Source organism: Achromobacter sp. CF-sbj1-Ac2-l (assembly GCF_052698165.1).
Map to the genome: position 1 here is coordinate 2,174,163 of NZ_CP199855.1, position 22,129 is coordinate 2,196,291.

General features: G+C 70.0%; 20 protein-coding genes. 6 read left to right on the top strand and 14 right to left on the bottom strand.

Going from position 1 to position 22,129, the window contains the following annotated elements; all coding sequences use genetic code 11:
• Positions 1-8: 8 nt before the first annotated feature.
• The 6 genes from ACUDCK_RS09985 to ACUDCK_RS10010 form a co-directional block, all read right to left on the bottom strand.
• Positions 9-749, bottom strand: coding sequence for an ABC transporter ATP-binding protein (locus tag ACUDCK_RS09985; RefSeq protein ID WP_054416132.1), 741 nt, complete (start codon positions 747-749; stop codon positions 9-11).
• A complete protein-coding gene (locus tag ACUDCK_RS09990; RefSeq protein WP_231891719.1) occupies positions 737-1,555 on the bottom strand; it encodes an ABC transporter permease in 819 nt (272 codons plus the stop codon). Before ACUDCK_RS09990 ends, ACUDCK_RS09985 begins: the two co-directional genes overlap by 13 nt.
• On the bottom strand, positions 1,552-2,565 hold the full coding sequence (locus ACUDCK_RS09995) for an ABC transporter substrate-binding protein (protein WP_175167697.1): 1,014 nt from the start codon (positions 2,563-2,565) through the stop codon (positions 1,552-1,554). Before ACUDCK_RS09995 ends, ACUDCK_RS09990 begins: the two co-directional genes overlap by 4 nt.
• A gap of 115 nt (positions 2,566-2,680) precedes the next feature.
• A complete protein-coding gene (locus ACUDCK_RS10000; protein WP_054503799.1) occupies positions 2,681-3,193 on the bottom strand; it encodes a hypothetical protein in 513 nt (170 codons plus the stop codon).
• Complete coding sequence (locus tag ACUDCK_RS10005; RefSeq protein WP_054503798.1) at positions 3,190-4,959, bottom strand: acyl-CoA dehydrogenase; 1,770 nt, start codon at positions 4,957-4,959, stop codon at positions 3,190-3,192. Before ACUDCK_RS10005 ends, ACUDCK_RS10000 begins: the two co-directional genes overlap by 4 nt.
• A 28-nt stretch (positions 4,960-4,987) precedes the next feature.
• Positions 4,988-6,625, bottom strand: a complete 1,638-nt coding sequence (locus ACUDCK_RS10010) for an acyl-CoA synthetase (protein WP_175167698.1) — start codon at positions 6,623-6,625, stop codon at positions 4,988-4,990.
• Between the two features lie 461 nt (positions 6,626-7,086).
• Here ACUDCK_RS10010 and ACUDCK_RS10015 point away from each other — a divergent pair, with 461 nt between their 5' ends.
• Positions 7,087-7,797: a Crp/Fnr family transcriptional regulator gene (locus ACUDCK_RS10015; protein WP_049074844.1), complete on the top strand. Its 711-nt coding sequence runs from the start codon at positions 7,087-7,089 to the stop codon at positions 7,795-7,797.
• A gap of 40 nt (positions 7,798-7,837) precedes the next feature.
• Here the strand turns inward: ACUDCK_RS10015 and ACUDCK_RS10020 are convergent, their stop codons facing one another.
• Positions 7,838-8,539 carry an aspartate/glutamate racemase family protein gene (locus ACUDCK_RS10020; RefSeq protein ID WP_175167699.1) on the bottom strand — a complete coding sequence of 234 codons (702 nt, stop codon included), beginning with the start codon at positions 8,537-8,539 and terminating at the stop codon, positions 7,838-7,840.
• A 21-nt stretch (positions 8,540-8,560) separates the two neighbouring features.
• A complete protein-coding gene (locus tag ACUDCK_RS10025; protein ID WP_054503794.1) occupies positions 8,561-9,016 on the bottom strand; it encodes a MarR family winged helix-turn-helix transcriptional regulator in 456 nt (151 codons plus the stop codon).
• A 256-nt stretch (positions 9,017-9,272) separates the two neighbouring features.
• Here ACUDCK_RS10025 and aceE point away from each other — a divergent pair, with 256 nt between their 5' ends.
• A complete protein-coding gene (aceE, locus tag ACUDCK_RS10030; RefSeq protein ID WP_175167700.1) occupies positions 9,273-11,930 on the top strand; it encodes a pyruvate dehydrogenase (acetyl-transferring), homodimeric type in 2,658 nt (885 codons plus the stop codon).
• Positions 11,931-11,938: 8 nt separating this feature from the next.
• Here aceE and ACUDCK_RS10035 read toward each other — a convergent pair whose 3' ends face one another.
• Positions 11,939-12,562, bottom strand: a complete 624-nt coding sequence (locus ACUDCK_RS10035) for a LysE family translocator (RefSeq protein WP_049074834.1) — start codon at positions 12,560-12,562, stop codon at positions 11,939-11,941.
• A 262-nt stretch (positions 12,563-12,824) separates the two neighbouring features.
• Between ACUDCK_RS10035 and gorA the strand changes: the two genes are divergently transcribed.
• Positions 12,825-14,183 (top strand): glutathione-disulfide reductase, encoded by a 1,359-nt coding sequence (gene gorA, locus ACUDCK_RS10040; RefSeq protein WP_064526332.1) that lies wholly within the window; start codon positions 12,825-12,827, stop codon positions 14,181-14,183.
• A 66-nt stretch (positions 14,184-14,249) separates the two neighbouring features.
• On the opposite strand, the gene ACUDCK_RS10045 is transcribed toward gorA, so the two are convergent.
• The gene (locus ACUDCK_RS10045) at positions 14,250-15,080 is read right to left on the bottom strand and encodes a DUF72 domain-containing protein (protein WP_175167701.1); all 831 of its coding nucleotides are present in this window, start codon (positions 15,078-15,080) and stop codon (positions 14,250-14,252) included.
• Positions 15,081-15,386: 306 nt separating this feature from the next.
• On the opposite strand from ACUDCK_RS10045, the gene ACUDCK_RS10050 reads away from it, so the two are divergent.
• Positions 15,387-16,019 (top strand): LysE family translocator, encoded by a 633-nt coding sequence (locus ACUDCK_RS10050; RefSeq protein WP_054503790.1) that lies wholly within the window; start codon positions 15,387-15,389, stop codon positions 16,017-16,019.
• A 104-nt stretch (positions 16,020-16,123) separates the two neighbouring features.
• On the opposite strand, the gene pdxR is transcribed toward ACUDCK_RS10050, so the two are convergent.
• Complete coding sequence (pdxR, locus tag ACUDCK_RS10055) at positions 16,124-17,665, bottom strand: MocR-like pyridoxine biosynthesis transcription factor PdxR (protein WP_172802750.1); 1,542 nt, start codon at positions 17,663-17,665, stop codon at positions 16,124-16,126.
• 122 nt (positions 17,666-17,787) lie between these two features.
• On the opposite strand from pdxR, the gene ACUDCK_RS10060 reads away from it, so the two are divergent.
• Together ACUDCK_RS10060 and ACUDCK_RS10065 are read left to right on the top strand one after the other, a co-directional pair.
• A complete protein-coding gene (locus tag ACUDCK_RS10060) occupies positions 17,788-18,522 on the top strand; it encodes a GNAT family N-acetyltransferase (protein WP_049074824.1) in 735 nt (244 codons plus the stop codon).
• Positions 18,513-19,400, top strand: coding sequence for a DMT family transporter (locus ACUDCK_RS10065; RefSeq protein ID WP_054503788.1), 888 nt, complete (start codon positions 18,513-18,515; stop codon positions 19,398-19,400). The genes ACUDCK_RS10060 and ACUDCK_RS10065 overlap by 10 nt, the downstream gene beginning before the upstream one ends.
• Before the next feature lie 114 nt (positions 19,401-19,514).
• Here the strand turns inward: ACUDCK_RS10065 and ACUDCK_RS10070 are convergent, their stop codons facing one another.
• The 3 genes from ACUDCK_RS10070 to ACUDCK_RS10080 all read right to left on the bottom strand — a co-directional run bounded on the left by ACUDCK_RS10070 (position 19,515) and on the right by ACUDCK_RS10080 (position 22,090).
• Positions 19,515-20,402, bottom strand: coding sequence for a DMT family transporter (locus tag ACUDCK_RS10070; protein ID WP_445659320.1), 888 nt, complete (start codon positions 20,400-20,402; stop codon positions 19,515-19,517).
• 62 nt (positions 20,403-20,464) lie between these two features.
• Entirely contained in the window at positions 20,465-20,800 is a 336-nt protein-coding gene (locus ACUDCK_RS10075) for a thioredoxin family protein (protein ID WP_049074821.1), read from the bottom strand.
• A gap of 18 nt (positions 20,801-20,818) precedes the next feature.
• Entirely contained in the window at positions 20,819-22,090 is a 1,272-nt protein-coding gene (locus tag ACUDCK_RS10080) for a Zn-dependent hydrolase (protein WP_445659306.1), read from the bottom strand.
• Positions 22,091-22,129 lie beyond the last annotated feature (39 nt).

The window sequence follows — 22,129 nt, forward strand, 5'->3', positions numbered from 1 at the left end:
CGGTCCGCTCAGTGATGTTCGAGCGTGTGGGCGATGGCCGCCACCTGCCGCGCGAACGCCGGATCGGCGCGGTCGCGCGGCCGCGGCAGGTCGATGTCGTAGTGGCCCGCGATGTTGGCCGGGCGGCCGCCCAGCACCACCACCTTGTCGGCCAGGAACACCGCTTCCTCGATGTCGTGGGTGACGAACAGCACCGCCGCGCCGGAGGCCTGCCACACGCGGATCAGCTCCTGCTGCAGGTTGCGGCGGGTGATGGCGTCGACCGCGCTGAAGGGTTCGTCCATCAGCAGCAGGTCGGGCTTGACGGCCAAGGCGCGGGCGATGCCGACGCGTTGCGCCTGGCCGCCGGACAACTGGTGCGGCCAGCGGCGGCCGTAGTCGCCCAGGCCGGTCAGTTGCAGCGCGGCATCGATGCGCTGTTGGCGTTCCTGGCGGTCCAGCCCCAATCCTTCCAGGCCATAGCCGACGTTGCCGCCGACCGTGCGCCACGGCATCAGGCGGCTGTCCTGGAACACCACGGCGCGGCTGCGTCGCCCGGGGCGCGCGGGCGCCTGGAAGCGCACTTCGCCGCTGGCGGGGTCGGCCAGGCCGGCCGCCGCGCGCAGCAGCGTGGATTTGCCCACGCCCGAGCCGCCCACCACGGCCACGAAACTGCCCGCCTCGATCGCCAGCGACAGGCCCTGGATCACGGGCGCGTCGGCGCCCGGATGTTGGTATGAGAGTTTCGAGAATTCGATCACGGACGCCATTGCAGCACCTTGCTTTCGACCATCGAGAACGCCAGGTCGCACAGCGTGTAGACCAGCGAGATGATCAGCATGTAGACCACCACCGCGTCGTAGGCGCCGACGCCGGCGGCGGCATTCATTTCCTGGCCCATGCCGGGCACGCCCAGCAGTTCGGCGGCGATCAGCGTCATCCAGGCCTGGCCGATGCCGGTGCGCACGCCCGACAGCGCGCCGGGCGCGATGGCCGGCAGCGTCACGCCCAGCGCGCGCGCCAGGTAGCCGCCGTGGCCGAAGGCGCGCGCCAGTTCGTAATAGCGCGGATCGACGTTGCGCACCGCGCTGTAAGTGGCGAAGTAGTTGACCCAGAACACGCCGATGGCGATGACGAAGGCGGCGCCGGCATGGCTGACCTTGAACCAGGCGATGGCGAATACCACCCAGGCCAGCGGCGGGATCGGCCGCAGGATGCGCGCCAGGTAGGCTTGCGCCAGGTCGAAGCGCGGCAGCGTCGCGGCCGCCAGGCCCACGCCGAAGCCCAGCGCGGTGCCCGCGGCCAGGCCCCAGAAGTAATGCACCAGGCTGGAGCCGATGGCCGGTAGCAGCCGGCCCGACTGCCATTCCTGGACCAGCGTGGCGGGCAGCGCGAAGGGATCGGGCAGGGTGCCCGCGGGCGCCCATTGCCAGATCAGCGCGGCCTTCCAGATGGCGATGAAGAGGGCCAGTCCGCCGATGCCGTAAGCCGCGCGGCGCACGGCGGCGAACCCCGGCGGCGCGCCCTTGCGGGCCTGCGGCGCGGGCGCGGCCAGGGCGGGGGCGGTCTGGCTCATGGCTTCCCGGCCTTGTCGTAGAAGTGGGTGTCGAACAACTGCTTGACGTCGACCTTGGCGGCCTCGACCGTGCCCAGGCTGGCCTGGAAGGTCTGCAGCTCGGCGGTGGCGTCGACGATGGCGTGCGGATCGGCCACGAACTGGTCATGCGAATTGCGGATGGCCTTTTCGACCAGCGCACGATCCAGGCGGCCGCCGCCGACGTATTTCTGCACGTGGCCCGCGGCGCGGGCCGGATCGTTCTTGAGCAGGGCGGTGGCGGCGAGCTGGGCGTCGACCAGTTGCTGCACGGCCTCGGGGTGCTCGGCGATCAGCTTGTCGCGCACCAGCAGCACGGCGCCGGGCTGGTTCGGGAATAGTTGCGAGCCGCGCGCCACCACGCGCGAATCGGGCGCGCGGGTCAGCACGGTGGTGACGGTGGGTTCGAGGATGGCGGCGCCGTCGATGGCGCCGGTCAGCAGCGACTGCTGGATCTGCGCCTCGCCCTGGTAGATCAGTTCCAGGCTGGCCGGGGCGGCCTTGAGGCGGTTGCGCAGCCAGTATTGCAGCGCGGCCTCGGGCACGGCGCCCTTGGGGTAGCTGGCGATGACGGGCTTTCTGCCCTTGTCCTTGGCAAAGCGGGCGAACGCGGTGGCCGGATCGCCCGAGGCGAAATACGGCGCCAGTGCGCCCAGCGCGACCACGTTGACCTGCTCGACGATGTTGGAGGCCACCACCTTGATGCCGGCGCCCTTGGCGCTGGCCACCAGCGCCGGGCCGATGCCCACGTAAGCCACGTCCAACTGGCCGGCCAGCAGCGCCTGCGTCAGCGCGGGGCCGCTCTGGAACTGCACCAGCTTGGGCGCGGGCGCGCCCTTGGCCTGCAAGGTGCCTTCCTCCAGCGCCACGAACAATTGCGCGTCGGGCAGGATCGGCAGGTAGCCGATTTCCAGCGCGGGCGGCGCGGCGTGGGCGGGAGCAACGGCGAAAGCGGTGGCGATGAGCGCGGCGGAAAGCAGCTTGCGAAGCATGGGGAAGGGTCCTGAACTACGCCTTGGTACGGCTGGCGTCTTGCCTGCGGGCAGGATTTCCGATGTCCGCTTAATAATTTTAGATATGTTTATTTCTTTTATTTATTCTTTTTGGTTATATGTTTAACCGCGCGCGCCGGTCGATGCTGGCGATTGTCCGCGTCAGCCAATCCCGATGCGTCGGGACGTGGCCCGGCGGGTCTTCGAATGCCTCGCGCGCGGCCAGGTAGGCCTCGACGTGGCGGAATTGCACCGCGCCGGCGGCGGCCCGCAAGTCGTCCAGCGGCGCATCGGTTTCATAGAGAAAGTCGAAGCGGTGCGCCCAGAATCCCTGTTCCGTCAGGGCCAGCACGTCGACGGATTGCGGGTCTTCGATACTGAACCGGATGAACTCGCGGCCGGTCGCCGTGCCTCGCAGGGCGTAGACCTGGTCGCCATCGTCCCACAGCGGCGCCAGCGGCGCCCCTTGCGGCGCGCGGGCGCCGTGATAGGAGTGGAACGGCGGACCCAGGCACGCGCCGCGCAGCAACGGATGCACGCAGTCGCCGCTGGCCAGCCGGACCAGCGGCGCCGACGCGCCCAGCGCCACCAGCGCGTCGATGCGCGATCCGGCGTCGACCACGCTCATGGCTGCACGGCGTACTCGTTCGATCCCGCCACCACCGCCGCCAGGCCGGGAGCCTGGGTCAGCTTGTGCAGTGCGTAGGTCTGGGCCGTGGCGATCTTGGCCTGGTGAAAGGCCGGGTCTTCGGCCTGGTGGTCCAGCGACGCCAAGAGCGCGCGCGCCATCTGCCAGCCCGCCAGCACGGTGCCGGCCAGCAGCAGGTAGGGCACGGCCGAGCCGAACACGGCATTGGGATGCGCGGCGGCATTGGCCACCACAAAGTCCACCGTGTTGGCCAGCGCCAGGCGGCCCTGGCGCAGCGGCGTCAGCACCAGCCGGGCGGCCGGTTCGCTGCGCGCTTGCAGCGCTTCTTCTGTCTTGCGGATCTCTTCGATCAGGGCCTGCGCCACCGCGCCGCCGTCGCGCAGCGTCTTGCGGCCGACCAGGTCGTTGGCCTGGATCGCGGTGGTGCCTTCGTAGATGGTCAGGATGCGGGCGTCGCGGTAATACTGCGCGGCGCCGGTCTCCTCGATGAAGCCCATGCCGCCGTGCACCTGCACGCCCAGGCTGGCGACGTCGATGGACGCCTCGGTGCACCAGCCCTTGACGATCGGCACCAGGAATTCCTGCACCGCCAGGTGGCGGGCGCGGGCGGCCGGGTCGGCACTGGCGTGCGCCAGGTCGGCGTGGCCGGCGGTGTAGTAGGCCAGCGCGCGGCCGGCCTCGGTCAGGGCGCGCATGGTGCCCAGCATGCGGCGCACGTCCGGGTGCTGAATGATCGGCACGGCCTCGCGCGAGGAGCCGTCCACCGGGCGGCTCTGCACGCGTTCGGCGGCGTAGGCCAGCGCGTGCTGGTAGGCGCGGTCGGCCACCGCGATGCCCTGCACGCCGACGGCGAAGCGGGCCGCGTTCATCATGATGAACATGGCGTCCAGGCCGCGGTTTTCCTGGCCCACCAGGTAGCCGATGGCGCCGCCCGCGTCGCCGAACTGCAGGGTGGCGGTGGGGCTGGCCTTGATGCCCAGCTTGTGCTCGATCGACACGCAGGCGACGTCATTGCGCGCGCCCAGCGAGCCGTCGTCGTTGACCAGGAACTTGGGCACCAGGAACAGCGAGATGCCCTTGACGCCCTCGGGCGCATCGGGCAGGCGCGCCAGCACCAGGTGGACGATGTTCTCGGCCAGGTCGTGCTCGCCGTAGGTGATGAAGATCTTGGTGCCGGAAATGCGGTAGGTGCCGTCGCCGACCGGCTGCGCGCGGGTGCGCAGCAGCGCCAGGTCGGAGCCGGCCTGCGGCTCGGTCAGGTTCATGGTGCCGGTCCACCGGCCCGACAGCATCGGGCCGATGAAGCGCTCGCGCAGTTCGGGCGAGCCGGCCGTCAGCAGCGCCTCGACCGCGCCGTTGGTCAAGAGCGGACACAGGGCGAACGACAGGTTGGCGGCGTTGAGCATTTCGGAGCAGGGCGCGCCCAGCAGGCCGGGCAGGCCCTGGCCGCCGTATTCGACCGGGTGCGTCATGCCCTGCCAGCCGGCTTCGGCATATTGGCGGAAGGCCTGCTTGAAGCCGGGCGAGGTGGTGACCGCGCCGTCGCGCCAGGCGCTGGGCTCGCGGTCGGCGGGGTGGTTCAGCGGCGCCAGCACGTCGCCGGCGAAGGTGGCGGCTTCCTCCAGCACGGCCTGGGCGGTGTCGGGCGTGGCTTCGGCATATTGCGGCAGCGCCGCCACCTGCGGCAGGCCGGCCAGGTGGTTCAGCACGAACAGCATGTCTTTCACGGGGGCTTGGTACGTCATGGCGTCGGAGCTCCGGGTAGGAAGGGAATCAGGTGGCGTCGATGGCGCGGGTGGAACCCACCGCGGCGCGCAGTTCGAATTTCTGGATCTTGCCGGTCGAGGTCTTGGGCAGTTCGCCAAAGCGCACCGCGCGCGGCACCTTGAAGCCGGGCAGCAGCAGCTTGCAGTGCGCGATGATCTCTTCGGCGGTGGCGCTGTGGCCGGGCTTGAGCTCGACGAAGGCGCAGGGCGTTTCGCCCCATTTCGGGTCGGGCATGGCCACCACCGCCACGGCGGCCACGGCCGGATGGCGATAGAGGGCGTCCTCGACCTCGATGCTGGAGATGTTCTCGCCGCCCGAGATGATGATGTCCTTGCTGCGGTCCTTGATGCGGATGTAGCCGTCGGGCGTCATCACGCCCAGGTCGCCGGTGTGGAACCAGCCGCCGCCGAAGGCCTCGTCAGTGGCGCGTTCGTTCTTCAGGTAGCCCTTCATGCAGATGTTGCCGCGGAACATGATCTCGCCCACGGTCTGCTCGTCGGCCGGCACTTCCTCCATGGTGTCGGGGTTGCGCACCGAGACGCCGGCCTGCAGGTGGTAGCGCACGCCCTGGCGCGCGGTCAGCAGCGCGCGCTGTTCGTCCTCCAGGTCGTTCCAGGCTTCCTGCGGGGCGCACACGGCGGCCGGGCCGTAGACCTCGGTCAGGCCGTAGACGTGGGTCAGCTCGAAGCCGATTTCCTTCATCTTGGCGATCACCGCCGGCGCGGGCGCGGCGCCGGCCACCATGGTGCGCACGGTGTGGCGGATGCCGGCGCGCAGCTCGGCCGGCGCGTTGGCCAGCGCGCTTTGCACGATGGGCGCGCCGCAGTAGTGGGTCACGCCCTCGGCGCGGATCAGGTCGAACACGGTCTTGGGATCGAACTTGCGCAGGCAGACGTTGACGCCGGCGCGCGCCGCCACGGTCCAGGCGAAGCACCAGCCGTTGCAGTGGAACAGCGGCAGCGTCCACAGGTAGACCGGATGCTTGGGCATGTCCCATTCGAGGATGTTGCTGACGGCGTTCAGGTAGGCGCCGCGGTAGTGGTAGACCACGCCCTTGGGATCGCCGGTGGTGCCGGAGGTGTAGTTCAGCGCGATCGCGTCCCATTCGTCGGCCGGCGGGCGCCAGTCGAAGGTCGCGGGGGCGGCGGCCAGGAAGGCCTCGTAGTCGGTGGCGCCTGGCAGGGCGGCCGGGGCGCCGTCCAGGTCGTGCACCGAAATCACTTTCAGGTGCGGGAATTCGGCGCGGGCGCGCTGCGCCAGCTCGGCGTATTCGGTGTCGACGATCAGCGCGCGGGCCTCGCCGTGGCCCAGCATGAACAGGACGCTGGGCGTATCCAGGCGGGTGTTGAGGGTGTTGAGCACCGCGCCCAGCATCGGCACGCCGAAGTGCGCCTCGACCATGGCGGGGATGTTCGGCAGCATCACCGCCACCGTGTCGCCGCGCTGGACGCCGGCGGCGGCCAGCGCGCCGGCCAGGCGTTGCGCGCGTTCGTAGGTCTGGGCCCAGGTGCGGCGCACGGCGCCGTGCACCACGGCCAGGCGGTTGCCATAGACCTGCGCGGCGCGGGCGATGAAGTCGACCGGGGTGAGGGGCTCGTAGTTGGCGTCACGGCGTGCCAGGCCGTGGTCGAACAGGCTGCGCATGCTTGTCTCCTGTGGGGCGCGGGGGCGCCCGGATATGCTTTTATGCGGGAAACTTGATCTGGATCGCCGGTATTGATCTGTAGCCGGAATCCCGCTGCTTGCCAGGGGGCACCAACCTTCACAGGAGCCTCGCATGAGTGCCAAAATGAGCGACTATCAAGGCGCGAAGCGCAGTCGTGGCGGGACCACGGCGAGCATTCGCAACGTAGAGAGGCGCTCATTTTGGCGCTCACCCTACGGGCAGGCAGGTAATCGGCCGCCAGGCGTCGTTGCGCTCACCTTGCGTGGCAAAGCCACGCGGCGGCGACCACGCCTGGCCTGGCGGCCGATTACCTGCCTGTGCGAGGCTCCTGTGAAGGTTGGTGCCCCCTAGCTTATCGGCCGCCGGAAAATGGTGTCTGTCGCCTGCATGACAGACCTTTTTCCAGGCGCCCAACCCGCAGTTTTACACGGTTCTTTCCATGTCCGATGTTTCAAACATTGTTTCCCAGACCGAGCTGGCCGGACTGCTGCGCGGCTGCGCCTGGTTCGCCGCGCTGGACGCGCCGCACCAGGACCTGGTGCTGGCCACGGCGCGCGCCGAACACGTGGCCAGCGGCGCCTGGATCGCGCGCCGCAATGCGCCGTCGGATTACTGGCTGGGGGTGCACAGCGGCCTGCTGAAGCTGGCGATCTACAACGAGTCGGGACGCAGTTGCACGTTCTCGGGGGTGCCGCCGGGCGGCTGGTTCGGCGAGGGCAGCGTCATCAAGCGCGAGCTGCGCAAGTACGACGTGGTGGCGATCCAGCCGTCGCTGGTGCTGCTGGTGCCGGCCGCCACCTTCCATGCGCTGCTGGCGGCCAGCCTGCCGTTCTCGCATTTCGTCATCGGCCAGTTGAATGACCGCATGGGCGAGTTCATCGCCTCGATCCAGAACCATCGACTGCTGGACGCCGATGCGCGCGTGGCGCAGTCGCTGGCGCAATTGTTCAATCCACAACTTTATCCGTCCACCGACCTGACGCTGGCGATTTCACAGGAAGAACTGGGCTACCTGACCGGCCTGTCGCGCCAGCGCGTCAACCAGGCGCTGCAGACGCTGGCGGACCAAGGGGTGCTGGCGCTGTCGTACAACCAGATCAAGGTGCTGGACCTGGATCGCCTGCGCCAGTACGGGCTGGACCAGCTCTGACCGCGGGCGGGGCCCAGGGGGCGGGACGCCAGTTCAGGCGTCAGGCCAGCGCGCGGTCCAGGGCGGCGCGCGCCAGGATGCGGGTCGAGTCCAGCGTCGGCAAGGCGCAGTTGGCGTCGTTCAGCACCAGCGGCAGTTCGGTGCAGCCCAGCGCCACCGCGTCGCAGCCGGCATCGCGCAGCCGCGCCACCACGCCTTGCAGCAAGGCGACCGATTCGGGCTTGAAGACGCCGTAGACCAGTTCGTCCATGATGACGCGCGCCAGCAGATCGCGGTCGGCCGGCGCGGGACGCACGTAGTCCAGGCCGCGCGCCTGCAGTTTGTCGGGGTAGACCGGACTGTCGACCAGCCAGCGCGTCCCCAGGATGCCGATGCGGCGCAGCCCGCGCGCGGCGGCCTGGGCGGCGACTTCCTCGGCGATGTGCAGCCACGGTAGCGGCGATTGCGGCAGCACGTGGCCCAGGGCCTGGTGGATGGTGTTGTCGGGGCAGATCAGAAAATCCGCGCCGGCGCGCGCCAGCCGATCGGCGGAGGTCAGCATCAGCGCGCCGACGCCGGCCAGGTCATTGCGCTCCAGGCAGGCCACGTAGTCCGCCAGCGACAGGCTGTGCAGCGACACCTCGGGGTGCGCGTGCGGCCCCAGGCGCTGCGCGCCTTCGGCGCAGATCGTGCGGTAGCAGAGCGCGGCGCCCTCGGCCGAGCAGGCGACGATGCCGATGTGCAGGGGCGGACGGACGGGCATGTGGACTCCGTGGCGGTCAGGTCAAGCCGGGGTTCTGGACAAGGCCCGCACATGGCGGGCGATCTGGCGGAACTGCTCGGCCATGGCGTCCTGCTGCGCCGGCGGCAGTTGCGACAGGAACAGTTCGTCGATGGCCGGGCCATACACCTTCCACATCCTGCGGCGCAGCGCCAGGCCTTCCGGCGTGATGCGGGCATAGGTGGCGCGGCGGTCCTCGTCGGAACGGAAGCGCTCGACCAGCCCGGCGGCCTCGATGCGGTCCATCAGGCGCGTCAGGTTGTAGCGCGCGATGACCATGCGCTCGGCCATCTCGAACATGCGCGCGGTGCCGTCGGGCGCGCGTTCCAGCGCCCACAGCGCGTCGTACCACGCCAGCGGCGGCAGGCCGGCGGCGGACAGTCGTTTTTCGATCTCTTCCACCACCAGCGCATGCGCGGTGAGAAAGAGGCTCCACGCGTCGGGCTTGCCCGTGGCCATGCGGTCGCTTCCTTTTCCAGGGATTTCGTTGTCCGGGATTGTAGAGGCCCTGCGGCCGTGGCGCGCGGCGGGGGTCCGTCACGCGCATTCATGCCGCGCGCGAGCCGCCATTTTCCTTAATAGTTGCACTTGCAATTGTTCGAAAACCTCCCTACGATTGCAATTGCACATTATGCAAATGCAATTCACGATGTGAAATGATGGCGCCGGCCTTTCCGTGTCCAGGCGCCGCTTGCGCACCACAAGGAGGATGCCCATGGAACCCGAGATCGACTGCGTCGACATCGACCCCGAAGAAACCAGCGAGTGGCTGGACGCGATGCAGGCGGTGCTGGCGCACGAAGGCCTGCCGCGCACGCACTACCTGCTGGACCGCCTGATCGAGCAGGACCGCGCCCGCAGCGGCGGCTATGCCGCGGCCGGCGTCACGCCCTACGTCAACACCATCGGCCTGCCGGCCCAGGCGCCGTTCCCCGGCGACACCCGCATCGAGGCGCGGCTGGATGCCTACCTGCGCTGGAACGCCATGGCCATGGTGCTGCGCGCCGGCAAGCATTCGGGCGTGGGCGGGCACATCGCCACCTACGCCTCGGCCACCACGCTGTACGAAACCGGCTACCGCCATTTCTTCCGCGCCGCCACGCCGGACTACCTGGGCGACATGCTTTACATCCAGGGCCATTCGGCGCCCGGCATCTACGCCCGCGCCTATCTGGAAGGGCGCCTGTCCGAGGCCGAGCTGGACCGCTTCCGCCGCGAGATCGGCGGCGGGCTGGCGTCGTATCCGCACCCGCGCACCATGCCCGGCTTCTGGCAGTTCCCGACCGTGTCGATGGGCCTGGGCCCGCTGATGGCGGCCTACCAGGCGCGCTACATGCGTTACCTGGAAGACCGCGGCCTGATCGCGGCGCAGGACCGGCGCGTGTGGGGCTTCCTGGGCGACGGCGAGCAGGACCAGCCCGAGACGCTGGCGGCCGTCGCCATGGCCGGCCGCGAAAAACTCGACAACCTGATCTTCGTGGTCAACTGCAACCTGCAGCGCCTGGACGGTCCGGTGCGCGGCAACGCCAAGATCATCCAGGAGCTGGAAAGCGTCTATCGCGGCGCCGGCTGGAACGTCATCAAGGTGATCTGGGGCGGCGGCTGGGACGCGCTGCTGGCGCAGGACCACGACGGCCGCCTGCGGCGCCGCATGATGGAATGCGTGGACGGCGAATACCAGGTCTTCAAGGCGCGCGGCGGCGCCTATGTGCGCGAACACTTCTTCGGCGCCGACCCGGTGCTGCTGGAACGCGTGGCGCACCTGAGCGACGAGGAGATCGGCGCGCTCAATCGCGGCGGCCACGATCCGGTCAAGATGCACGCCGCCTACGCCGCGGCGCTGGCGCATCGCGGCCAGCCCACGGTGATCCTGGCCAAGACGGTCAAGGGCTACGGCATGGGCGCGGCCGGCGAGGCCGCCAACACCAACCACCAGCAGAAGAAGATGGCCGACCCGGCGGTGCGCGCCTACCGCGACCGCTTCGACCTGCCGGTGCCGGACGAGCGCCTGGAGGAGATCCCTTACATCAAGCCGGAATCCGGCAGCCCCGAACAGGCCTACCTGGAAGCCGCCGTCCGCCGCGCCGGCGGCCACCTGCCGCTGCGTCCGGCCGGCCCCGGCCCGCAGGCCACGCCGGGCCTGGAAGCCTTTGCCACGCACCTGAAGGGCAGCGACGGCCGCGAATTCTCCACCACCATGGCGTTCGTGCGCATCTTGGCGCAACTGCTCAAGGACCCGCAGATCGGCGCGCGCGTGGTGCCCATCGTGCCGGATGAATCGCGCACCTTCGGCATGGACGGCATGTTCCGCCAGGTCGGCATCTATTCGCACGTGGGCCAACTGTACACGCCGCAGGACGCCGACCAGCTCAGCGTCTACCGCGAGGACCGGCGCGGCCAGATCCTGCAGGAAGGCATCAACGAGTCGGGCGCCATGGCCTCGTGGATCGCCGCCGCCACCGCCTACAGCACCCACGGCGTGGCGACGATTCCGTTCTACATTTTCTATTCGATGTTCGGCTTCCAGCGCGTTGGCGACCTGGCCTGGGCGGCCGGCGACATCCGCGCGCGCGGCTTCCTGCTGGGCGCGACCTCGGGCCGGACCACGCTGGAAGGCGAGGGCCTGCAGCATGACGACGGCCACAGCCACGTGCTGGCCTCGGTGATCCCGTCGTGCATCGCCTACGACCCGGCCTATGCCTACGAGATCGCCGTGATCGTGCAGGACGGCATGCGCCGCATGTACCAGGAGGAAGAGGACGTCTTCTACTACCTGACGCTGATCAACGAGAAGACCGCCCATCCGCCGATGCCGGAAGGCGCCGAGGCCGGCATCCTCAAGGGCATGTACCGCCTGCGCGAGGGCGCGCCGGGCGAGGTCCGCGCGCAACTGCTGGGCAGCGGCGCCATCCTGGGCGAGACCCTGGCCGCCGCAGACCTGCTGCAACAGGACTTCGGCGTGGCGGCCGACGTCTGGAGCGTCACCAGCTATTCCGAGCTGCGCCGCGACGGCCAGGAGACCGAGCGCTGGAATCGCCTGCATCCGCTGGACGCGGCGCGCCAGGGCTTTGTCGAGACGAGCCTGGCCGATACGCGGGGGCCGGTGATCGCGGCCACCGACTACATGAAGACGGTGGCCGAGCAGATCCGGCCTTTCGTGGGGCGCCGTTATGTGACGCTGGGCACCGACGGCTTCGGCCGCTCGGACACGCGCCAGGCGCTGCGGGCATTCTTCGAGGTGGACCGGCACCATATCGTGCTGGCCACGCTCAAGGCGCTGTCGGACGAGGGCGCATTGCCGGCCGAGCGGGCGGCCGAGGCGATCCGGCGTTACGGCCTGGATCCGGAAGCGGCGTCGGCGGCCTTGCCTTGAAGCAGGTGTCAGGCGCGACGCGCCAGCAATGCCCAGACCCCGGCGGCCGACAACAGCGCGCCGCCGCCCAGGTTGAAGCCGCGCTGCGCGCGCGGCGATGCCAGCAGACGGCGCGCCGAGCCGGCGAACAGCGCGTAGGCGGTGGCGTTGATGCCGGCGCAGGTCACGAAGGTGGCCGACAGCATCCATAGCTGGCGCGTGACGTCGCCGGCCGGGTCGATGAACTGCGGCAGGAAGGCCACGAAGAAGATGATGCCCTTGGGGTTCAGCGCCGTCACCAGGTAGGTGTTGGCGAACAGCTTCCAGCGCGATCCGGCCGCGCCGGCCTGCGGCAGCGTGGCGGGCGAAACGCCGGCGCGCAGCAGCTTGAAGCCCAGGTACAGCAGGTAAAGGCCGCCCACGGTCTTGACCACGGTGAACCAGAAGGCCGACGCCGACAGCAGCGCGCCCAGGCCCAGCAGCGACAGCGCCAGGGCGGTGGAGTCGCCCAGCGCCACCGCCAGCACCAACGGCAGGCGGGCGCGCTTGCCATGGGTCAGGGAATAGCTGATGACGGTCAGGATGGTGGGGCCGGGCAGCATCAGCAGCAGGGCGGATGCGCCGAGGAAGGCCAGCCAGGTTTCAAGCGACATCGGGACGACTCCAGGGAGAGGGAGGGGCGGCGACCGCGCCCCGGGCGATTACTGTAGCCCAAGGTGGCGCGCGCCAGGGAGGATTGCGGCCGCCCGAGCGGGCGCGTCTGCGCAACGTGGGCCCGCTTCCGGCGCTGCCCCACCGGCCGTTGACCGCCGGTTGGCCGTGGGGGCAAGCCGGCGGTCGCCGGCGCACTGGTGCAAAATAGCGCTTCTCCCGACAGTGAACGCGTCCCGGCAGCGGGACGGCGAAGGAAACACCATGGCATTCGATTTCGACCTGTTTGTGATCGGCGCGGGCTCCGGCGGCGTGCGCGCGGCCCGCTTCGCGGCCGGCTTCGGCGCGCGCGTGGCGGTGGCCGAAAGCCGCTACCTGGGCGGCACCTGCGTCAACGTGGGCTGCGTGCCCAAGAAGCTGCTGGTCTACGGCGCGCACTACAGCGAAGACTTCGAGCAGGCCCACGGCTTCGGCTGGAGCGTGGACGAACCCCGCTTCGACTGGCCCACGCTGATCGCCAACAAGAACCGCGAGATCGAGCGTCTTAACGGCATTTACCGCAACTTGCTGGTCAATAGCGGCGTGACGCTGCTGGAAGCCCACGCGCGCATCAAGGATCCGCACACGGTCGAGGTGGACGGCAAGTCCTACACCGCCGCGCATATCCTGGTGGCCACCGGCGGCTGGCCGCAGGTGCCGGACATCCCCGGCAAGGAACACGCCATCACCTCGAACGAGGCCTTCTTCCTGAAGGCGCTGCCGCGCCGCGTGCTGGTGGTGGGCGGCGGCTACATCGCGGTCGAATTCGCCTCCATCTTCAACGGCATGGGCGCGCAGACCACCCAGGTCTACCGCGGCCCGCTGTTCCTGCGCGGTTTCGACCAGGCGGTGCGCGAGCACCTGCGCGATGAACTGGTCAAGAAGGGCATCGACCTGAAGTTCGACGCCGACGTGGCGCGCATCGACAAGCGCGCCGACGGCACCCTGGCCGCCACCCTCAAGGATGGCAGCGTGGTCGAGACCGATTGCGTGTTCTACGCCACCGGCCGCCGGCCGATGCTGGACAACCTGGGCCTGGAGAACACCGGCGTCAAGCTTGACGGCAAGGGTTTTGTCGCGGTGGACGACGAATACCGCACCAGCGAACCGTCGATCCTGGCCATTGGCGACGTCATCGGCCGCGTGCCGCTGACGCCGGTGGCGCTGGCCGAGGGCATGGCGGTGGCGCGCCGCCTGTTCCGTCCCGAGGAATACCGCAAGGTCGACTACAAGCTGATCCCGACCGCCGTGTTCAGCCTGCCCAACATCGGCACCGTCGGCATGACGACCGAAGAGGCGCGCGCCGCCGGCCACAAGATCAAACTGTTCGAAAGCCGCTTCCGCCCCATGAAGCTGACGCTGACCGAATCGCAGGAAAAGACCCTGATGAAGCTGATCGTGGACGCCGACACCGACAAGGTGCTGGGCGTGCACATGGTCGGCCCCGAGGCCGGCGAGATCGTGCAGGGCATCGCCATCGCGCTCAAGGCCGGCGCCACCAAGCGCGTGTTCGACGACACCATCGGCATCCACCCGACCGCCGCCGAAGAGTTCGTGACGCTGCGCACGCCGGTCGCCGATTGAGGCGGTTGCCGGCCGTCTCCCGGGGCCGGCCTTGCCGCCAAAGGCCAGGCCGGCGCGGCGCGTCGGCTACAGGCGTTCGATCATGGCGCGCGCCGCCGCCGGCGCGCGTTCCTTGGCGCCATTGATGAAAAACGCGAACACATCGCGCGGGTGCGTCGCCCCAGCGGGCTTGCGCGGGTCCACCCGCGGCAGATCGGCCGGGTCGCCGCCGCGCGCCCAGGTGCGTAGCCGGTCGGCCCACGCATCGAGCACCTTGGGCGCATAGCCGGCCTTGAAGACGGTGCTGGCCCGCATCAGCCGGGCATAGACGAAATCGGCGCTGCGATCGGCCAGCGACGGGAAGTCCTCGCTGTCGGTGTAGACCGTGGCCACGCCGTGGCGCCGCGCCAGGTCCAGGTAGGCCTGGCAGGCGAAACTGGCGTGACGCACGTCCATCACGTGGCGCAGCGGCAGGCCGTCGACCTGGTCCGGCAGCAGCGCCAGGAAGGCGCCGAAGTCCCCGGCGTCGAACGCCTTGGTGGGCGCGAACTGCCACACGATCGGCCCCAGTTTGGGACCCAGTTCGGCGATGCCGCCGTGCACGAAGCGGTGCACGGATTCGCCGGCGCCGGCCAGTTCGCGCCGGTTGGTGGCGTAGCGCGACGCCTTGAGCGAGAACACGAAATCGTCGGGCGTCTCGTCGCGCCATTTGGCGAAGGTGGCCGGCTTCTGGCTGCTGTAATAGGTGCCGTTGATCTCGATGGCGGTGAGCTGCCGGCTGGCGTATTCAAGCTCGCGCGCGTGCGGCAGGCCTTCCGGGTAAAAGGGGCCGCGCCACGGCGCGTAGGTCCAGCCGCCGATGCCGACGCGGATGGCGCCGGCGCGGGCGGCGGACGAAGACGATGATCGTGGCGGCATGGGCGGATCCTCCCTGGATCGAGTCGACATTCAACGGCGCCGCCCGCGCGTCCTGCGGGCGGGGCGATCCGACCACTGTATCCCGGTCCAGCCGCCGCTCCCATCCGGGCACATTTAAAAGTGGCGCAGTTGTTGTATCCCGGCGGCGTGGTCGTTGAACCCGGCCGTCGCCGCCGGCGCGGCCAGGCCTGCGGCGGGCGCGCAACACGCGCGCCGCGGCCACGAAAAACCCCGCTGTTCCGATACAGATTTCAGATAATGTGATGCATCATCCTGCCACTACCGACCGGCCCGCGCCGGCGCATCATGCCTGACATCGCCAATCTCCTGACGTTCGCCCTGGTCGCCCTGGGCATGGTGCTCACGCCCGGGCCCAACATGATCTACCTGGTGTCGCGCTCGATTTCGCAGGGCCCCAAGGCCGGCCTGATTTCGCTGTCCGGGGTGGCGGTGGGTTTCATCTTCTACGTGCTGTGCGCGGCCTTCGGCCTGACCGTGCTGCTGATGTCGGTGCCCTATGCCTACGACGCGCTGCGCTTCGGCGGCGCGCTATACCTGCTGTACCTGGCCTGGCAGGCGGTGCGTCCGGGCGGCCGCTCGCCGTTCCAGGTGCGCGAGCTGCCGGCCAGCAGCCCGCGCACGCTGTTCACCATGGGGCTGGTGACCAACCTGCTCAATCCCAAGATCGCCGTGCTGTACGTGTCGCTGCTGCCGCAATTCATCCAGCCCGACCATGGCAGCGTGTTCACCCAGTCGATCGCGCTGGGGCTGACGCAGGTGGCCATCAGCCTGTCGGTCAACGCGGTCATCGCCATCATGGCCGGGTCCATTGCCGGTTTCCTGGCCGGCCGGCCGCTGTGGATGGTGATCCAGCGCTGGCTGATGGGCACGGTGCTGGCCGGCCTGGCCGTGCGCATGGCGCTCGATTCGCGGCGCTGATGCGGGGCGCCGCGGCGCCACGCCTGGCCGCGCCCGGTCGACGGACCGGGGCACGATGCGTGCCGCCGGCCGGGGGGCGAATCCGCAATGCCGCCGGCCGCGATTCAGGTCCGCAGCGTCGCGGCCAGCTTGCCCAGTTGCCGGACCAGCGCCGGGAAGCGGTCGGCGCTGGTGTTGCCGTAGCCGATCACCAGGCCGTTGTCCTGCGGTTGCGGGTTGATGGCGAAGGTCGATAGCGCGTTGGGGTTCATGCCCAGCCGGCGCGCCTGTTCGACGATGGCGCGATCGGGCACGTCCGGCGGCAGCCGCACCGTCAGATGCAGGCCGCTGTGGCCGCCCAGCACCTCGTGATCGATGCCCAGGTGCCGCGCCAGCGCGTCGCGCAGGGCGGCCTGGCGGTCGCGGTACAGCCGCCGCATGCGGCCCAGGTGGCGCGAGAATTGGCCATTGTCGATGAAGGCGGCCATGGTCAGCTGTTCCAGCCGGTGCCCGCCGCGCAGCATTTCCGTGATCGACGGCATCGCCGGCCCGGCGATGGACTGCGGCAGCACCAGGAAGCCGAGCCGCAGCGCGGGGAACATGGTCTTGCTGAAGGTCCCCACGTACAGCACCGGCGCGTCCGGCAGCAGGCCCTGCATGGCGGCGATCGGCTCGCCCTGGTGGCGGAATTCGCTGTCGTAGTCGTCCTCGATGATCCAGGCGCCGGCGCGGCGCGCCCGCTCCAGCAGGTCGAGGCGGCGCGCCAGCGACAGCACGGCGCCGGTGGGGTATTGGTGCGTCGGCGTGGTCTGGATCAGGCGCGGCGGCCGGGTGCGCCAGTCTTCGTCGGTGATGGCGACGCCGTCGGCGTCGACCCGTATCGCCACCACGTTCAGGTCGCCCGCGTGGAAGGCCGACTTGGCGCCCCGGTAGCCGGGTTCCTCCAGCCAGGCGGTGTCGCCGGGATTGGTCAGCAGTTGCACGCACAGCGCCAGCGCGCCCTGCGCGCCTTCCGTGATGACGATGCGCGAGGCGTCGCAGTGAACCCCGCGCGACACCCGCAGATACTGGGCGATGGCTTCGCGCAGCGCCGGTTCGCCCACCGGCGGGCCGTAGCCCAGCGTGGCGGCGGGAGCGGCCTGCAGCGCCCGGTCCTGGGCCCGGCGCCAGGCATTGATGGGAAACTGGGTCAGCGCCGGCGTGCCGGGCGTGAGCGGCAGCGAGCCGTCGTTGGGGGCGCGCGTCGAGACGATGCGCGACAGCCGCGTGGCGGTGCGCAAGGCCGGCGCGTCGGCTGCGCCCGACTGTCCGGCCGCTTGCGCGGCGGCTTGTCGCACGGCCTGCCGGGCGGCGCTGGCGGCGGCGGCCGACAACGGCGCCACGCGGGTGCCCTGGCGGTCGGCGATGACGTAGCCTTCGGCGGTCAACTGTTCGTAGGCGATCAGCACCGTGTTGCGCGAGATGTCCAGCTCGTCGGCCAGCACGCGCGAGGCTGGCAGCTTGCCGCCAGCGGGCAGCTGCCCCGCCAGGATGGCCTGCTTGAGCCGCTGGATCAGCTGGCGTTGACGCGGCGGGGCGCCCGGCCCGCGCGCCAGCGGACTGGAGAGCAGGGCGGCTTGGTCGGTCATGGCTCTATTAAATTCAGGAATCGTGGTGCTTTTTATCATGCCACGGTTTGGCTATCGTGGGAGCATGCCAGGGCCTGTCACGACGAAAAACCCTGGCGCGCGTCCGCCTTGGCGGCGGCGCTTTCCCCAACCCGCTTCCAACCAGGATGAGGCCTCGCAGCATGCAACCCCGCGTCAACGCATTCGAACAACCCATCGGCGCCGACCTGTCCGGCTGGACACCGCGTCCGCGACCGCCGCTGGCCCCCGCGCAGGGCCGCTACTGCCGCCTCGAACCGCTATCGGCCGAGCGCCACGCGGCGGACCTGTATGCCGCCTTCAGCCAGGCGCCCGACGGCCGCGACTGGACCTACATGAGCGTTGGCCCCTTTGCCGACGCCGCCGCCTACCGCCAGTTCGCCGAGCAGGCGCAGGCCCATGCCGCCAGCGACCCGATGCACCACGCCGTCATCGACCTGGCCAGCGGCCGCGCGATCGGCTCGCTGTCGCTGATGCGCATTGACCCGGCCAGCGGCGTGATCGAAGTCGGCTTCGTGGCATTTTCGCCGTTGCTCAAGCGCACCCGCATCGCCACCGAGGCGCAGTTCCTGTTGATGCGCCGCGCCTTCGACGAGCTGGGCTACCGCCGCTACGAATGGAAATGCGACAGCCTGAACGCGCCGTCGCGCGCCGCCGCCGCGCGGCTGGGTTTCCAGTTTGAAGGCATCTTCCGCCAGGCCACGGTCTACAAGGGCCGCAGCCGCGACACCGCCTGGTTCTCCATCATCGACAGTGAATGGCCGGCGTTGCGCGCCGCCTACGAAAGCTGGCTCGATCCCGCCAACTTCGACGCCGAAGGCCGTCAGCGCCAGGGCCTGGCGGACCTGATCGCCCGGGAAAAGGCCGCGTGCGCCTGATCCCGGTTGCGCTGGCGCTGTTCTGGGGCCTGAACTGGCCGGCGGTCAAGATCGTGCTGTCGATCTGCCCGCCGTTCACCCTGCGGCTGCTGGGACTGGGCAGCGGCGCCGCGCTGCTGCTGATCCTGGCGCGCGCCAAGGGATTGGCGCTGTTGCCGCCGCGCGCCTCGTGGCGGGGCATCGTCATCGGCGGCATCCTGGCCGTGGCGGTGTTCAACCTGGCGGTGGCCTGGGCCCAGCTCAGCACCAGCACCTCGCGCGCCGCGGTGCTGACCTTCACCATGCCGATGATGTCGGCGCTGCTGGCCTGGGCCGTGCTGGGCGAACGGCTGGACCGCCGCCGCGGCCTGGCGCTGCTGTTGGGCGGGCTGGGCGTGGCGGTGCTGGCCTGGCCGGTGCTGCGCGCCATCTTCGCCGATCACGACCTGGCCGCCGCGCGCGGCCTGGCGTTTCCGCTCACCGCCGCCTTCGGGTGGGCCGCCGGCACGGTCTACCTGAAGCGCTGGCCGGTGACGGGGCACCGCATCGTGGTGACGGCATGGCAACTGGCGGTGGGCGCGGCCTGCGCGCTGGCCGGCATGCTGCTGGCGGGCGAGACCTTTCCAACGCAGGGCTGGAGCCCCCGGGTGGCAGCGGCGCTGACGTTCCACATCGTGCTGGGCACGGCGGTGGCGTATTGGTTGTGGTTCGTGCTGAGCGAACGGGTCAGCGCCACTGTGGCGGCCCTGACCACGCTGATGGTGCCGGTGGTCGGCGTGCTGGGCGCGATGGCGCTGGTGGGCGATCGCCCCGCCGTGGCCGACTGGTGGGGCTTCGCGCTGGTGCTGGCGGGCGCGGCGCTGATCGTCTTGAACCTGGGCGGCCCGCGCCGGGCCTGAAGGGCCGGCGCCCCGAACGCGCGCCGGTCATGGCAATGGCCGGCGCGCCAGGCGCCGGGTCAGCCCGCGACCCGGCCCACGCCTGTCACTCCACTACGGTTACCTCCGCGCCGTTCAGGGGCGCCGGCCGCGCCGCAGCTTCTCGCGCAGCAGGCCGGCGCCGCTCACCAGCGAGATGCCGGCCAGCACCATCAGCGCGCCCATGACGAAGGCGCCGTCCAGCGGTTCGTCCAGGATCAGCACGCCGAACGACACCCCGAACAGCGGCGTCATGAACGACAGGATCGACAGGCGCGAGGCCAGATAGCGCCGCAGCAGCCAGAACCAGGCCAGGTAGCTCGACAACGCCACCACTACCGACTGGAACGCCACGCTCAGCACGGCCGAGGGCGTGTAGCGGATGCCGGCGTTGCCGGTGGCCGCGGCATAGACCAGCAGCACCAGCGCGGCGATCGCCATCTGGTAGAACAGCGTCTTGGACGGCGCCGCTTCCGACAGCGCGGTGCGGCGGATCGCCACCGTGGTGGCGCCCCACAGCAGCCCGCCCAGCAGCCCGAGGCTGTCGCCCAGCAGCATGTTGCTGGCAGCCGCGGCCTGCGGCTGTCCGTTGCCCAGGAAGGCCACGGCGATGCCGCCGAAGGCCACCGCCACGCCCAGCCATTGCAGCGGCGCCATGCGTTCTTCCGGCACGCGCCAGTGCAGGCCCAGCGCGGTGAAGATCGGCGCGGTGTACAGGAACACCGACATGTGCGAGGCCGTGGTGTAGACCAGCCCCTGCGCGATCGCCAGGAACTCGAAGCCGAACAGCAGGCCCACCAGCACGCCCGCGCCCAGCGTGCCATCGCGCAGCGCGCGCGAGCCTTCGGCGCGCCACACCACCGCGCCCAGCACCAGCGCCGCGAAGGCCGAGCGCAGGCCGACCTGCATGATGGGCGAGATGTCGGCGGCCACCAGCTTGATGGCGATCTGCTGGAAACCCCAGCAGACGCACAGCAGCAGCATCACGCCGGTGGCCAGCGAGTCCAGCGGACGGCGGGTAGGGGCCGCGAGGGCGGCGACGGCGCTCACGGCAGTTCGGCCGGGTAGCTGTCCAGCGCCAGTCCGATCTGCTGGCGCAGATCCCATTCGGCCAGGCTGGCCTGCACCGGGCCGAAGAAGGCGCCGTCGCGCGTGACGAACATGGCCGGCAGGTGGAAGACCTCGTAGCGTTCGACCAGGCCGCCGTTCTCGCCCGCATCGACCCAGCACACGCGTTCCACCGGCAGGTCCAGCTTGGGCAACTGTTCGCGCGCGATGCGGCAAGTGCCGCAGGTGCGGCTGTGGAACACCAGCAGCGTCAGGCCGGGGGTGTCCAGCAGGTAGCGGTCGGCGGTGCTGTCGTTCAGTTCTATCTGTTCCATGGCGGCATCAGGGTGGGGTTATCGGGACAGCCGGCGATCCAGTTCCAGCACGGTCTGATACAGCACGCGGGTGCCGTCCAACAACTGCGCCGGCTCTATCCACTCCTCGGGGCAGTGGCTGCGCCCGTTCAGGCAGGGGATGAAGATCATGCCGATGGGGCCGGTGGGCGCCATGTAGACGGCGTCGTGGCCGGCGCCGCTGGGCAGGCGCATATTGGCGTAGCCGAGCTGGTCGGCGGCGGCCTGCACCGCGTCCATCACCAGCGGCATGCAGTCGGTGGGCTGGGCGCGGCTCAACTGCACGAAGCCGGCGGTCAGGCGCAGGGCCTTCAGGTCGGCGGCCACGCTGGCCATCAGGGTTTCGGGGAAGGCGTCCAGCACCGCGTTGCTGTCGCTGCGCATTTCCAGCGTCAGCTCGACGCGGCCGGGCACGGCGTTGGCGGCGTTGGGCGTCATGGCGAGCTTGCCGACGGTGGCGACCACGTAGTGCGGGTTGCCGCTGGCGGCGCTGGCCTGGCGGCTGGCGGCGTCGATGATGCGGGCCGCGCCCACCAGGGCGTCGCGGCGGATGTCCATGGGCGTGGTGCCGGCGTGATCGGGCTGGCCTTCGACCGTGATCAGCACGCGGCGGATGCCGACGATGTTGGTGACCACGCCGATGGGCAGTTGGCGGCTTTCCAGCACCGGGCCTTGCTCGATGTGCAGTTCGACGAAGGCGGCGGTGCCGTCCGGGCCGCGCAGTGGCTGGGTCAGCGCGCTGGGGTCGCCGCCGATGCGGGCGATGCCCTGCGCCAGCGTCTCGCCGTCGGCGTTGCGCGCGGCCAGCATGTCGGCGCTGAGTTGGCCGCTCAGGGCGCGGCTGCCGACGCAGGAGATGCCGTAGTCGCTGGGTTCTTCCGACAGGAAGTCGATGACCTCGAACGGGTGCTCCAGTTCGATGCCGTGTTCCCGCATCGTGTGGGCGACTTCGATGCCGGCCAGCACGCCGATGATGCCGTCAAAGCGGCCGCCGCTCATCACGGTGTCGCAGTGTGAGCCGGTGGCGATGGGCTTGCGTTGCGGGTTGCGGCCGGCGCGCGTGCCGATGAGGTTGCCGCCGGCGTCCAGGCGGGAGGCCAGGCCGGCGGCCTCGAACTCGCCGCGCAGCCACTCGCGCGCTTGCAGGAACAGCGGCGAAAAGGCGCGGCGGGTCCAGGGTTGGTCGGGCAGGGTGTAGCGCGACAGGGTCTCGACGCGCGACCACAGGCGCTCGGCATTCAATGGGGGGAAAACGGGTAAGGCGGTGGGCATGGAGATTCCAGGATTTGCATCGGCGATTATGGCATGTGG

Excerpts from the sequence above, each read along its gene's own strand:
- ACUDCK_RS10000 (WP_054503799.1), bottom strand. The coding sequence starts at position 3,193 with ATGAGCGTGGTCGACGCCGGATCGCGCATCGACGCGCTGGTGGCGCTG.
- ACUDCK_RS10080 (WP_445659306.1), bottom strand. The coding sequence starts at position 22,090 with ATGCCCACCGCCTTACCCGTTTTCCCCCCATTGAATGCCGAGCGCCTG.
- ACUDCK_RS09985 (WP_054416132.1), bottom strand. The coding sequence starts at position 749 with ATGGCGTCCGTGATCGAATTCTCGAAACTCTCATACCAACATCCGGGC.
- gorA (WP_064526332.1), top strand. The coding sequence starts at position 12,825 with ATGGCATTCGATTTCGACCTGTTTGTGATCGGCGCGGGCTCCGGCGGC.
- ACUDCK_RS10060 (WP_049074824.1), top strand. The coding sequence starts at position 17,788 with ATGCAACCCCGCGTCAACGCATTCGAACAACCCATCGGCGCCGACCTG.
- ACUDCK_RS10050 (WP_054503790.1), top strand. The coding sequence starts at position 15,387 with ATGCCTGACATCGCCAATCTCCTGACGTTCGCCCTGGTCGCCCTGGGC.
- pdxR (WP_172802750.1), bottom strand. The coding sequence starts at position 17,665 with ATGATAAAAAGCACCACGATTCCTGAATTTAATAGAGCCATGACCGAC.
- ACUDCK_RS10005 (WP_054503798.1), bottom strand. The coding sequence starts at position 4,959 with ATGACGTACCAAGCCCCCGTGAAAGACATGCTGTTCGTGCTGAACCAC.
- aceE (WP_175167700.1), top strand. The coding sequence starts at position 9,273 with ATGGAACCCGAGATCGACTGCGTCGACATCGACCCCGAAGAAACCAGC.
- ACUDCK_RS10025 (WP_054503794.1), bottom strand. The coding sequence starts at position 9,016 with ATGGCCACGGGCAAGCCCGACGCGTGGAGCCTCTTTCTCACCGCGCAT.
- ACUDCK_RS10010 (WP_175167698.1), bottom strand. The coding sequence starts at position 6,625 with ATGCGCAGCCTGTTCGACCACGGCCTGGCACGCCGTGACGCCAACTAC.
- ACUDCK_RS09990 (WP_231891719.1), bottom strand. The coding sequence starts at position 1,555 with ATGAGCCAGACCGCCCCCGCCCTGGCCGCGCCCGCGCCGCAGGCCCGC.
- ACUDCK_RS10035 (WP_049074834.1), bottom strand. The coding sequence starts at position 12,562 with ATGTCGCTTGAAACCTGGCTGGCCTTCCTCGGCGCATCCGCCCTGCTG.
- ACUDCK_RS10075 (WP_049074821.1), bottom strand. The coding sequence starts at position 20,800 with ATGGAACAGATAGAACTGAACGACAGCACCGCCGACCGCTACCTGCTG.
- ACUDCK_RS10045 (WP_175167701.1), bottom strand. The coding sequence starts at position 15,080 with ATGCCGCCACGATCATCGTCTTCGTCCGCCGCCCGCGCCGGCGCCATC.
- ACUDCK_RS10070 (WP_445659320.1), bottom strand. The coding sequence starts at position 20,402 with ATGCTGCTGCTGTGCGTCTGCTGGGGTTTCCAGCAGATCGCCATCAAG.
- ACUDCK_RS09995 (WP_175167697.1), bottom strand. The coding sequence starts at position 2,565 with ATGCTTCGCAAGCTGCTTTCCGCCGCGCTCATCGCCACCGCTTTCGCC.
- ACUDCK_RS10015 (WP_049074844.1), top strand. The coding sequence starts at position 7,087 with ATGTCCGATGTTTCAAACATTGTTTCCCAGACCGAGCTGGCCGGACTG.
- ACUDCK_RS10020 (WP_175167699.1), bottom strand. The coding sequence starts at position 8,539 with ATGCCCGTCCGTCCGCCCCTGCACATCGGCATCGTCGCCTGCTCGGCC.